8 protein-coding genes are annotated in these 13194 nt (G+C 44.3%); all 8 read right to left on the reverse strand.

The window, feature by feature from the left end; genetic code table 11:
* Window positions 1-3: 3 nt before the first annotated feature.
* Window positions 4-1206: a response regulator transcription factor gene (locus OB236_RS03980; RefSeq protein ID WP_262682872.1), complete on the reverse strand. Its 1203-nt coding sequence runs from the start codon at window positions 1204-1206 to the stop codon at window positions 4-6.
* The gene (locus OB236_RS03985; protein ID WP_262682873.1) at window positions 1188-2888 is read right to left on the reverse strand and encodes a sensor histidine kinase; all 1701 of its coding nucleotides are present in this window, start codon (window positions 2886-2888) and stop codon (window positions 1188-1190) included. Before OB236_RS03985 ends, OB236_RS03980 begins: the two co-directional genes overlap by 19 nt.
* A 156-nt stretch (window positions 2889-3044) precedes the next feature.
* A complete protein-coding gene (locus tag OB236_RS03990) occupies window positions 3045-6044 on the reverse strand; it encodes a glycoside hydrolase family 2 TIM barrel-domain containing protein (RefSeq protein ID WP_317259315.1) in 3000 nt (999 codons plus the stop codon).
* 211 nt (window positions 6045-6255) lie between these two features.
* The gene (locus tag OB236_RS03995) at window positions 6256-6795 is read right to left on the reverse strand and encodes a glutathione peroxidase (RefSeq protein WP_262682875.1); all 540 of its coding nucleotides are present in this window, start codon (window positions 6793-6795) and stop codon (window positions 6256-6258) included.
* 3 nt (window positions 6796-6798) lie between these two features.
* A complete protein-coding gene (locus tag OB236_RS04000) occupies window positions 6799-7248 on the reverse strand; it encodes a MarR family winged helix-turn-helix transcriptional regulator (protein ID WP_262682876.1) in 450 nt (149 codons plus the stop codon).
* A gap of 170 nt (window positions 7249-7418) precedes the next feature.
* Complete coding sequence (locus tag OB236_RS04005; protein ID WP_262682877.1) at window positions 7419-10052, reverse strand: discoidin domain-containing protein; 2634 nt, start codon at window positions 10050-10052, stop codon at window positions 7419-7421.
* Between the two features lie 35 nt (window positions 10053-10087).
* Window positions 10088-11548, reverse strand: a complete 1461-nt coding sequence (locus tag OB236_RS04010; protein WP_262682878.1) for a glycosyl hydrolase — start codon at window positions 11546-11548, stop codon at window positions 10088-10090.
* A gap of 246 nt (window positions 11549-11794) precedes the next feature.
* The gene (locus OB236_RS04015; RefSeq protein ID WP_262682879.1) at window positions 11795-13165 is read right to left on the reverse strand and encodes a sugar phosphate nucleotidyltransferase; all 1371 of its coding nucleotides are present in this window, start codon (window positions 13163-13165) and stop codon (window positions 11795-11797) included.
* Window positions 13166-13194: the final 29 nt, after the last annotated feature.

A 13194-nucleotide genomic window follows, 5' to 3' on the forward strand; every position in this document is an offset into this window, starting at 1 on the left:
TCGTTATTTTGTTTGATGTCGGTATAGACTGGGGGTTTGAGCCACACATTTTTTAAACCATTTGGAAAAATATTTGACGTCCTGAATGCCCACCTGCTCGGCTACTTCATCCGTTCGAAGGTCGGTCAGACGCAGCAAATCCTTGGCCCGTTTCAATTTACGATCAGAAATAAACGTGATCAGGCTGCAGCCAACCTCTTCTTTGAATATCGTGCTGAAATAGCTTCTGCTCACTCCTATTCGGTTAGCCAGATCGGCAGCCCGTATATCTAGATGCAAATGCTGATCGATAAAATCAATTGCCCTAAGCACATCATCCTTATGAATCCCGCTGCGCAATTCGATTTGCAGCTCGATTTGCCGAAGTCGGTGCATCTTTTCCGTGGCCTTCATCCAGCCCGAAGCATCTTGTATAGCTCCCTCGCTTCTCCAATGCAGCCAGGGCTTGTTCAATTTCATGGCGAGTAGCTCAGTTTTACATGCATGAATATGATCCGAGCCGCAACATAAAAACAAAGAGTCCTGTCCATTATTCAGAAAAAGGATTCCCTCAGCGCACACAAGTGGAAAGGTTTGACTTACTTCCTCCAGTAAATCCAAACCCTTCTCGCCCGTATCACCAGCTTTGTTCATAAACAGATGAAATAGATGACCTCCAGAAACCATCCATTTCCAATCATGATCCAAATGCTGCTTCAACTGGACAGCGGCCGATTGTTTCTTTTCCATAAGCCATGTTTGCAGAAGGTTATCTGTGCGATCTTGATCTTTTGGCGTCGTGGCGGAGGTTTTCTCTGGTTTGTGAAGAAGTAATTCCTGGCGTATTTTTGCCAAGCTGTCGTCCATTTGTGCATCATCAAAGTTGGTTTTTACAATGTAATCGGATATACCGAGCTGAATCCCTTGCTTGGCAAAGCTAAAATCGCGGTGACAGCTTAAAAATAATATCTTAGTCTCCGGATAATCCCTCAAGATTCGCTTGGCCAACTCGATTCCGTCCATTTCCGGCATCACAATATCGGTAATGACGATGTGCGGCCGATGCTTCAGGAACGATTCCCAACCGAGTAAACCGTTCGCAGAGTCCGCAACGACCTTCATTTGATGTTTTTCCCAATCAACGGTCATGCGCAGACCTTGTCTGACCAACTGTTCATCATCAACAATCATCACTTTTAAAACAGTATCTACAGTAATTTCGGCCATATGAACATCATCCTCGTTCCTTTCATTCTCTCTGATTCAATGTTCATCCTGTACTGCAAGTCAAAATGCAGCTTAAATCGTTCGTCGACATTCCGCAAACCCAGCCCGCCCTGCTTATCAGGAATTTTGTGGCCGCTTCGGATATATTCCAGATGCTGCGGCTTGATACCCAAACCATCATCGATAAGCTCCATGCAAATGTTTTGCCGTAAGGAAGTAATCGTAAGCTTCAATTGACCCCTACCATCGGTAAAAGCGTGAAAAAAGATGTTTTCTAACAAGGGTTGAAGCACCATTCGTGGTATAAGACAATTCTCCAGCTCGGGCTCCACATGCAATACAACATTGAATACATCTCCGTATCTGTACTTTTGAATTTCCAGAAAATGCTGTGCCACTTCAAGCTCCGTCTTAAGCGGTACAAGCGATTGCTTAAAATTAAAGCTGGCCTCCAGCACGGCGACTAAATGCACAAGCATATTTTGTATATCCGGCTGGTGGGCTAATCTCGCCTTCCACTGAATGCTGTTTAATGTATTGAATAGCAGATGAGGATTAATTTGATAATGGAGAGCTCTCAGCTCAGCTTCGCTTTTGAGCTTTTCTTTAAGGCTGATTTCATGTACCGACTGTTTGATTTGCTCCGTCATCCTGTTGAAGGCATCGCCCAGATAGCCCAGCTCATCCGATGTTGTAATCCGCGTCTGAACGGAAAGATCACCTTGACCGAATCTCTTGATCGATTTAGCTAATTCTTTAATGGGCCTTGTAAACCGCGAAGAAAAAATACCTGCCATAATAACCACCAAGACAAGGGCTAATAAAGAAACAAACAGTGAATATTTTAAAATGACACTGGAGGATTCATAGAATTGCTTATAAGGCAATCTGGCCTCAATAATCCACCCATTCGTATCTAACCGATCCGACCATATAATATCATTATCAGCAAAAGAATAATCAGCTGAGGTTTGCAGCAACACCCCTCTATTTTGATCAAGAATTTGCAGATGCGCTTTCAAATCATGTTCAAAGGTACGAAATAAGCCTAGTATTGAATCCGCTTTCATTTCAATTAAAATATGACTTCCTTCCGGCAATCTGAACTGTTTTTGTATAGGTACGACTAAACTTATCACATAATTAACCGATGTGGACGAGTAATAATCCGGATGATGAATCATAATTTTATTGCGTATTATAGGACGCTCTGAAACGTTCTTCCAAAAGTCGGAAAGCATAAGCTTCTGAGCATTAATCATATCGTTCCCATAGATTTTTCCCGATTTGGTAACAATATTTACGCTTATGATATCCGAATTTGTATAAGATGCGAGCAGTCTTTTCAGATCTCTTTCATCTGTATATTGGCTGTAGGTCTGAAGATCCTCATCCTCGATTACAATAGGTGTGGACGTCAAATAAGCTAATATATTCCCCGTGATATTTTCCATTTGTTTCAAGTTGGTATCCAGATGAAGCCTCAGCTGCTGCACGGCATATAGGCCGTAGTTTCCGAATTGAGAATTGACAACCTGGGATGACTTATAATAAGAAAAGTAACCCAGTGTTATTAAAGGCAAAATAGCCACGATCAATAAAAAAATGATCAGTCTTGCTTGAACACTTTTGGACAATTGAAACCGGTAGGGCAGCTTTTCAGAGGGAAATCGGTATTTCATGCTTCACCTGCTTTGAGATGATAAATAGATATAATGTAGTATAACGATTTATGTTTGCTGATTCCACCTTTAGTTTATTCCATAACATACATTTTCTAAAAAATAGGGGTGGTTTCCCCCAAGCTAATTACTTAGGGAACACCACCACGCCGTTGTTTATTCATCCTCTTTAAAAATAGGCTTGATTCTAAGCTCAAATTTGAACTCCTTTTCATCCAACCGGTAAGGTACCAAAAGCTCAGGTCCGCAGGAATTGGAGCCTACTCCACTTATCTTATAATCGAGGTGAACAATCGTTTCTTTTCGTCTGACAAGCTCATAATCATGAGCGGCCTTAGTTAGATCCTCGGGTGTATAATGCGCTGCATTCAAGGAGAAATTGTCCGAACCCGAAAATTTCAACCCCATTCCCTGCTCGTTGGATACGATCGCCCACTCGGTTCCATATCGCGAACCATTCTCCTGAGGCATAATATAGTTTTCGAACATCTCGTCAACCGTCAGTAGATACTTTCCTCTTTTCACACTATGACATTTGTCGATATAACTCTCATGCGGGCCAAGGCCAAAATATTCTACCTCCTCCGTTCCTTGAGGCATAGTAAGCTGCAGCCCGAAGCGTGGAAGAAATACAAGACCATCTCTTACAGTGATGTCTACTTGCAGTGAAATTTCACCAGTACCATCTACTTTCCAGAGGGCAACACCATGAAGAAACGGGATTTTAATATATCCACCTAAAGAAAATTGTACAGTGATCTCCACCGATGCTTCCGTTTGATTCGTGATCTCACAACCGTACACATGCATATTTGCTCTGTCATAGCCCTCTTCCATCCAGCTGTGCTTGATCTTACGATCGTTATCGGTAGGGGCACGCCATATGTTAAATTTAGTCGGCGCATCAATCATATCCATTCCATGTTTGGTTATCTGTATAAATGCACCCTCATACATGTCGAACACATGCTTGAAATCAAATCCCTCAATATTCAACTGATGTCCACTTTTATTCAACTGAATGGCCGGTATCTGTTGAACCTCATGCTCCTGCCTCCTAAAGACCGGGAGATCGAACTGATTAAAGCAGATTTCGTGACCGGCTTCAGCCCATCGGGTCTCCCGCTTGGACCTGCACGAAACTGTAAGGAAATAACGGCTGTGGGACTCAGCAGGTAATTCATAGGGTATATGCACCCGTTGGACAGCATGAGGTGAAGCTTCGAGCTGGATCGGCTCTCCTTGATCAATCAGCTGCCCGTCCTTTTCAATCCTCCAGGTCAATTCAATATGGGATAAATCGATAAAATCGAACAAATTCGTTACGATTATCGTGCCTTTTGTCAAGTCCTCCGCTTCCATACGAATCGGTGCAATAACCTGCTTCAATTCCAGCAGCCCTGTATGCGGTTTCCGGTCTGGACCCACAAGGCCATCTATGCAAAAGTTGCCATCGTTAGGCTGATCTCCGAAATCTCCCCCGTAAGCAAAATATTCCTTTCCATCGGCTGAATGGGTCTTGATCCCATGATCAGACCACTCCCACACACAGCCGCCCATCAGCTTCGGATATTTGTAAATGATATCCCAATAATCCTTCAGATCTCCGGGCCCATTGCCCATAGCATGGCTGTATTCGCATAAAAACATCGGCTTCGTGTTGTTCTCATCTTTAGCATAATTCTCAATGTATGCAGGTGAAGAGTACATTCGGCTTTCTACATCGATGACCTCTGTATGGGGGCTTCCTTGATGTCGCGGATCTACACCTTCATAGTGAATAGGTCGTGAAGCGTCTCGACCTTTGATCCATCTTGCCATCGCCATATGATTAACATCGTAACCGGACTCATTACCCAGGGACCACATAATGATTGAAGGATGGTTTTTGTCCCTTTCGACCATTCGGATGGCCCGCTCCAGAAAAGCATCCTCCCAATCCGGATTTCGAGTTAGCATATGATAATCTCCCGCATGCAGCACACCGTGGCATTCCAGGTCTGCTTCATCAATCAGGTAAAAACCGTATTCATTGCATAAATCCAGAAAACGCGGATCATTAGGATAATGGGAGGTTCGAATGGTGTTCACGTTGTGACGCTTCATAAGCACAAGGTCTTTGATCATATGGTTGATCGGAATCGTTTGCCCAAGCTCAGGGTGTGAATCATGACGGTTGACACCTTTGAGCTTCACCGCAGTTCCATTGATCATAAACACGCCGTCATTAATTTCAACTTTTCTGAAGCCTACCTGAAACAGGAGCACCTCGTTCCCGCTATAAATATACAGATTATATAAATAAGGATTTTCCGCATTCCAAAGAACAGGCTCCAGAACTTCAAATTCCAAGCATCCCTTACGATCAATCATTGCTATGCCTTCGTGTATCACTTCATCCCTGGCATTTCTTAACTGTGCCCTAATCTCCAAAGAGCTCGTAGTCTGTAATTCACACTTTACAACAGCCTTTTGGTAATCATCTGATATCTCCTGCTTGTTGAATACATCCACGATATGATTGTGATCCCGCGCAAGTAAATAAACGTCTCTGAAAATTCCGGAAAATCTCCAGAGATCCTGATCCTCTATATAAGTGCCGTCGCACCACTTTAATACCATCACAGCCATTCGGTTCTTACCGCTTTGGATATAGGGGGAAATATTAAACTCCGCTGGCACCCTGCTGCCTTGGCTGTAGCCTACAAATTCGCCATTGATCCAGAGATAGAAACAGGAGTTGACCCCCTCGAACACAACATATTTTTCTTTTTCGTTCCAATTGTCAGAAATGTTGAACTCCCTGACATACAAACCCGTCGCATTCTCATTAGGTACATACGGAGGATCACAAGGAAATGGATAATTCACGTTTGTATATTGCAGTTGATCGTACCCTTTAACTTGCCAGCAGGATGGAACCGTCAAATCGTCCCAAGCGCTTACATTTGTTGAAACGTCATAAAAACCGTCCTTAACATCTTTGATACTGGGATGATACTGGAACTTCCATCGTCCATTCAAGGTTTGATAAAAAGGGGAACGTCCACGTTTTCCACTTGAAGCCGCTTCCACATCGCCATAAGGAATGTAGTAGGCTCTCGGAGCTTCCCTGTTGATTTGCAAAACTTTAAGATCTTCCCAGTAACGGGTCACATTAATCAAATGAATCGCTCCTAATGTCAATTAAGCTGCAAACAGTAGCAAGCTTAGGTTCATGCATGATCATTTTAAATGGATGCTGGGGGGATTGGAACCGACAGATGTTTGGAATAAGTGTATTTTTTAACAAACATAGCTGCGTTCAAACACAAAGAACCCTTTTTTTGTAAAAAGGGTCCCGGTCATTTCGTTTCTGTAAATGAATTTACAGCAGCGCTTCAATCTCAGAGGTCATGTCCGCAGGAGAAACCGTTGGTTCAAAACGTTGGATCGGATTGCCATCAGCATCAATAAGAAATTTGGTGAAATTCCATTTGATATCGTTGCCCTCAATCGTACCCGCTTTAGTCAGCATATTGTGCATCATTTTACCTGTTCCGTCGTTCAGGTCAAAGCCTTCGAATGGCAGAGCTTCTGTCAAATAGCCGAATAACGGATGCTTGTTGTCACCCAGCACTTCAATTTTGTAAAAGAGCGGAAAGGTAACGCCATAATTAATTTGGCAGAAGGTGTCGATTTCTTCGTTTGAGCCAGGCTCTTGACCGCCGAATTGATCGCAGGGAAAGCCAAGAATCACAAGTCCTCGATCACTGTAGCTTTCATGCAGCTTCTGCAGCTCGGAGTATTGCGGTGTAAATCCGCATTTACTTGCTGTATTCACAACAAGCAGCACCTTGCCTTTATATTGATCCAAATGCACTTCTTGACCTCGAATGTTGGTAGCGGAAAACGAATGAACTCCCATAGTTTATTCCTCCTGTGTAAGTTGATGAACTTGCTCGATCAGCTCGGTAAGACGCTTCCTCATTGTGAAAGCTTCTTCTTGAGCTATGTCGATCTGGCAAAATACGCGTTCAGGCACCTCTTGTGCTTGTTCCTTAAGAGAATGCCCCCGATCAGTCAGCCGGATAATGACATTGCGCTCGTCCCGAGGGTCACGATTCCGTCGAAGCAATTCCATACCTTCCAATTTCTTCAGCAATGGCGTAAGGGTACCCGAATCCAGATACAATCGGCTGCCCAACTCCTTAACTGTGATGACATCCTGCTCCCAAAGCACCAATAGCACAATGTATTGGGTGTATGTAAGTCCCAGCTTGTCCAGAACCGGCCTGTATAGCCTTGTCATCTCCCTTGAGAACGCATAGACCGCAAAGCATAATTGATTATCCAGCTTCAATATTTCGTCTCTGTTCATAAGCATCTCTTTCCACTCAATTAAATTGTATACAATTTAATTTCATAAAATTAATTTACCTCATTTTTATTGAAATGTCAAGAAGACTGAAATTCAAAATTGTAGCTCCTATCCTATTTTAAGATAATTTTCTCAAAAAAATCCCCCATCTGGGGGATTCACCTTCTCAGCTATCGTTCAAAACCATAAATCTGCAGCTCATGAATGGACCAGTAATTTCCACTCGTTCCCGTTTGCACAATTTTTACATATCTGGCCTGCTGCGGGGTGAATTTTATTTCCGTTACCTTATTTCCGTTACCGAATGCGATCGGCCCCGTCCATGTTAAGCCATTGTTCGACACATAAACTTCATATTTACGTGGGTAATCGTTAGGCGATCCCTCCGTCTGAAGCTCTATTCGATTGATCGTAAAGGGATTCTTCATATCTACTTGATAATATTGTCCCGACGTTTGCGCGGCGCTAGTATCCCACCTTGTATTACTGTTATCATCAATCGCGCCTTGTGGCTTCCCGCCGGAACTGCCAGAGACTATCCAATCCTTACGTTCCAAAGGTACATAATCCGTCGCGGCTGTCTCAACAGTTTGGGAAGTCCCACTTACTCCTGGCAATCTTATTTGATACTTGTATGTCGTTCCAGCCAAAGTGCTGCTGTCGATGAAACGGGTTTTCTGTACGTTAGCAGCGATTAATTCGTAACTCACACTCGAATCTGAACTACGCCAAATATCGTAGCCCTTGGCTCCCTCCGATTCCATCCAGTAGAGTTCTATTGAATGCTGCTGTATAGGCGCTGCCTTCACCCACGTCGGAGGTTTTGGTTTAACATCTTCAGATCGTGTTAGGATATATTGAACCGCTTCACCAGGAGCGAGCGTTTCCCTTAACTCCAGATCGGGGGAAGCCTGTAATCCCGATATATACGTCCGTGCTTCCTCATAGGTGCTGCCTGGACCAAATCTTTCCCCTTCATAAATAGTCTGCTCAGGCATCGTCACCTTGACAGCTATCGTCTGTGTGCTTTTCTCAAAATTAACGAAGTTCAGCAATATTTTGTTAGAGGTTCCCTGTGATCCGGGCAAAGGCCTCAGCGAAGACGTGTCTACCCCACGGAAGTATACCAGCTTATCATACAAGACATTGGTATTCGTTATTTGGTAAACTAACGGTTTGCCATGGGTCGCATAGGCCAGATTAAGCCGTCTCATAACCCCTGCTCGGGAATCTGTTTCTGAAGTATTCCCGTATATTCGTGTTGTAGCAGGATTGTGGTTATTCAAATTAAAGCCCGTTTCAAACAAAGAGTAGTTGGGATAAAAGGCAGCATGATGGGTGAACATGTCTGCATAACCAATATGAGCGCGCATAATCCGGTCAAAAACCGCCGATTTCGGCTCTACCGCCCCGAATTGCTTAGCATCCATGTGAGTATCCGAGGTACCATATTCGGTATTTAGCATCAGCTTCGGCAAACCGTCTTCGGCTCCACCAAACGTCTTCAAATTTTCTACAAAGCTTCCGCCCACACGATCCGCAAATGAGGAGCCATAGGAATGACCATTGGTTAGATTAGTCACATTTTCCAGCTCCCTGCGCTGGGACGGATCGCTTTCCCACCCGTCAGGATCCCCACATTGGCGTTTTCCATCGGGCAATTGATTTTTGCAAGCCTTCATCTCATACGGGAGAGCATAGGCCCAGCCTGGGGCAACGGTCTTCAAATGGGGTGCCAATATAGGGATGTTGGCATTTAACCAATTCGCTATGGCCAGATTTACTGCTTTGGAACGATTAAATAATCCAGGCTCGTTATCGATCTCATAATATTGAAAAAGAGAACCATAATTTTTTACGTAATTATACAATTTATCCTTGGCATCATCGGGAAGTGTCCCATCCATTTTCAGCTTGATATTGCCTGTGTGCAAATGAAACGATACAGCTTGAGTATTATAGTCCCGTAACGTCTCATAATAAGTCCCAATAGCTGAACAAGCGTTTTTCACATCGGTAGCGCAGCCGGTACGCATCACATTACCGCTATAAGCGATGCCCATCCATTTCAAGACATAAGGGAGATGCCGAACGGCCCCTTCGTCGTAGTAAAAGGACATATTGTTGAGGCTTGTACCTGATGCGATATAGCTGCCATGAATCGGTTCCTCCACAGGTGTAGACAAAGCTTTTAACCCGATATAATCCCACTTCCACCAAAGATACTCATTCTCGGAAGCCGAGCAATATAAGCAGCCTGCAGCCTGCAGCTCCAATACGTTGTTACCAAGCTGCAATTGCTCCTTTGGGATGTAAAGCTCGTACGTTTTTTTAAATGGGTATTCGCTTGTCGTACCACCGACGCCAGCGATCTGAACAATGCCCGATAACAAGCGGTTGGTGAAGACAGCCATTTGAGGGACTGATTTATAAGCATCGAGCACTTTGAACTGTAAATGAACGCCGTATTCCGGGATTGCTTCCAACGAATAGTTAATGCTAAATGATGGATTCACCGATTTATTGAGTCCACTCGGCACACTCTTCCAATCCGTACTCTTAACGGAATCGGCAGAAAAGCTAGAGCTTTGTCTCCCGGTATCCGAATTACCGAATTCATTCAAGGAATCATCCTGTTTCCCAAGCAGCCATATCCAGCTGTCTTGGCTTAACAAAGCTGACGCTGGTTCAGCACGCGTTAATTGATCAGCTGCCTTGCATGGGTCGCAGGAAACTAAAGATAAAATGAACAAGCATAGCAGAACTGCTGGCAAGACAAACAACAAAACCAATTTTCTTTTCATGGTGTGTCTCCATTCCTTTTTTTGAACCGCGTCCTTCATTTAGGAATAAATAACGCACTCTCCGGAATGATTTCTTTGGCTTGGGAAGGGCTTGCCCACATGACTTTGGCTGCCGCTCCTGCTTTATCATTGTAAAACTCTACTTTAAAGTCGACGGGCTTTCCGGCGGTAAGTGCAATCGTACCGGATCGTTCAACCCAGCTTTGGTTGAACCAGCTGTCTATAACTAAATCCCCATTCACCCAAACTCTTATACCGTCATCGCTCAAGGTGGATATCGTATAAGTTTCCGTAAAGCTGGGCCAAAGCCTGCCCGTCCATCTCACAGAGAATGTGTCTGCCTGTACAGCGGTAGTTGGAGCCAATTGCCGCCAATTGAAGTCGATATTAGGATCTTCACGAACTTCCTTAAGGTCTGTAAAGTCCTTGTTATCATAATATTCGGCTACCAATCCATTCTTACCAGCAGCCTTGCCGGGCATTCGGAGAGTAAGTGGAACCGTCCCCCTCTTAATGGATCTTGAGCTGGTATAAAAGGAGTGGATACGCTCTGCGGTGTTATTTTCGGTCAGCATTTTGCCCCAAACCATCATATAAGCCCATTTAGGCTGATTCTCAAGGACAGTAGCGTCAGGGATCTCGCCGGTTTCTCCAATCGCCACCGGTTTGCCTCCCGCAAGCTCAACAATCTTGTCATAGTATTCCTGTCGGAAATCATTACCATAGATGTCAACAGCCAGGATATCCACCTTGTCAGCGCCAGGATAAGTCAGCGTATAAGGATCAGCCCATTCCGTAGGGGCATTCGGACTCCATACCCACAGAAGATTGTTCAACTTATGCACGTTTACGTATCGGTCATACATGATATTCCATAGAGCAGAGAAGTTATTCTTCTTGCCCCACCAAAACCATCCTCCGTTCATTTCATGATACGGACGCCATAATACAGGAACTCCAGCATCCTTAAGCTTAATCAGGGATACAGCCACCTCATCCAGGTCCGCAATCAATTTGTCATATTCCACAGTTCCCGGCGTCACATATTTATCGAACTCAGATTGACTCATTTCCTTTTGTACATTGGACCAGCAGCGGCAAGTATCGGGAATGCTTTCATGATAAGTCATCGTAACAAGACCACCCGCCTTATTCCATGCGATCGCGCTGTTCACCACCTTCTGCCTTTGCGAGGCTACCTCCGAAGGGGATTGATTCATAATGGCTCCAAGCTCATAACCGTGGATTCCCGCGTTCTTGCCAGTCTGTTTCTTTAACTTGTTGTTCAGCTCATCCGGGCTTTCCAAATAATCATGCTGTCCACTTATGATTTTCGTCCCTGATATCTCATAGAGATTTTGCAATACTGCTTTTGCTTCTGTTGATGCAATAGGATTTACCGGGGCAGATAAAGCTAACGAAATATCTGAATCAACAGGAAAATGAGGGGCAACCAACGTAAGTAACAGTAGAATAGAAATCACTTTTCTAACCACACCCACCCTTCTGCTATGCTGCAGCAAAATCATATGGTATAATTTTTGCAAAACTTATGCTTGTTAAAGGAGCTGCTAGTGAGTGAATCATAATTCTAAGCTGTCCATGCCAAGAGGCTGTATTTGGGCTATTGTCATAACCTTGCCGATCTGGTTCATTATTTTATACTTAGTGGTCAAATAAACAATCGCCTTCCATCCCCACAAAGAGAATAAAAGGCGGTTGCTCATTCCGAATATCCGCATTCATATGAACTGATGAAGCGGTATGTCCTTCCATTCCATGCAAATTCGAACGATATCCTCCTCGACCAATTCCGAACCGGTCTGTACCTCGATAAGCTCCATATCAGTTATAGCCAGAATGCTGTGTTTGGTCCCTTCCGGAATACGGACTACATCACCCGCCTTCACTTGAAACGGCTTATCGTTGATCACAATGTCAGCAATGCCGCTAATGATGGTCCATACTTCACTTCGTTTATAGTGAAGCTGGTAGCTAATATTTTTACCTGCACAGACCATGATGCGTTTGGTCAATACTTCATTACCTTCTTTATATTTGATGTAGTCAACGACGCGGTACCGTCCCCATCTCCGTTCCTCGTACATCGGCCGCTGCTCAATATGATTCATAACTTCCTTAATTCTTGGACTTTCCACCTTGGAAGTGACCAATATGCCGTCCGGGCTTGCAGCTACTACCACATCGTGCATGCCAATCACGGTAACTGGGATGTCCAGCTCATTGATCAGGTGTGTATTTACGGAGTCCTCCGTAATAATTCCCGTCCCGATCTGGGAGCAGCTCATTTCCTCTGTCAACGTATTCCAGGTGCCCAGATCCTTCCAGAATCCGCTATAGGGCAGCACGACTACATTGTCTTCCTTCTCTACGACCTCGTAATCAAAGCTGATTTTGGGCAGGTCTTTATACTGCTTGAGCATCTCCTCATACTGAATTGGAAGTCCTTTCTCAATCAGCACATTAATCAAGTAATCGAGACGGAATCCAAATACGCCGCAATTCCATAGAGCATGACGCTGGATTAAAGCTTCGGCTTGCGCACGGTCAGGTTTTTCCCTGAAATGACTGACCTGAAGTATATTAGGATCTGCAGCATGAGGCTCGGAGGGCACGATATAGCCATATTTCTCTGAAGGGACGCTTGGAACCACACCGATTAACGCCAGGTTGGCATCCGTCTGTTGAAGAACCTGCTCCAGTTGCTTGATAGCTTCGAAGAATGCTTCATCTACATAAGGATCGACTGGCATGACGGTTATGACGGTATTAAGCGGAACGTTGCCCATCGAATACATGTATGTAGCCGTGAGCGCAATAGCAGCGAAGGTATCTCTCCTTTCGGGCTCGATAATGATCGGGACCTCGTTCCCAAGTTGGCTGGTCATCATATCCATTTGAGATCGGTTTGTAGCTACATAAGCGGAATCTGTCAAACCTGCGTTATTTAGCTGCCTCCATACTCTCTGTACCATAGATTCCATCTCATGGTTCGGACTTTCGAGTATTTTCAAAAATTGCTTGGATCTTGAATCGTTGGACAATGGCCAAAGCCGCTTACCCGAGCCTCCAGATAGAAGAACAAGTTTCATGAATGTCACTCTCCCTATGGTTATGATTA

This window comes from Paenibacillus baimaensis, assembly GCF_025567575.1.

Coding starts and splice junctions, on each gene's coding strand:
- OB236_RS03995 (WP_262682875.1), bottom strand. CDS start 6,795: ATGGGAGTTCATTCGTTTTCCGCTACCAACATTCGAGGTCAAGAAGTG.
- OB236_RS04015 (WP_262682879.1), bottom strand. CDS start 13,165: ATGAAACTTGTTCTTCTATCTGGAGGCTCGGGTAAGCGGCTTTGGCCA.
- OB236_RS03980 (WP_262682872.1), bottom strand. CDS start 1,206: ATGGCCGAAATTACTGTAGATACTGTTTTAAAAGTGATGATTGTTGAT.
- OB236_RS03985 (WP_262682873.1), bottom strand. CDS start 2,888: ATGAAATACCGATTTCCCTCTGAAAAGCTGCCCTACCGGTTTCAATTG.
- OB236_RS04000 (WP_262682876.1), bottom strand. CDS start 7,248: ATGAACAGAGACGAAATATTGAAGCTGGATAATCAATTATGCTTTGCG.
- OB236_RS04005 (WP_262682877.1), bottom strand. CDS start 10,052: ATGAAAAGAAAATTGGTTTTGTTGTTTGTCTTGCCAGCAGTTCTGCTA.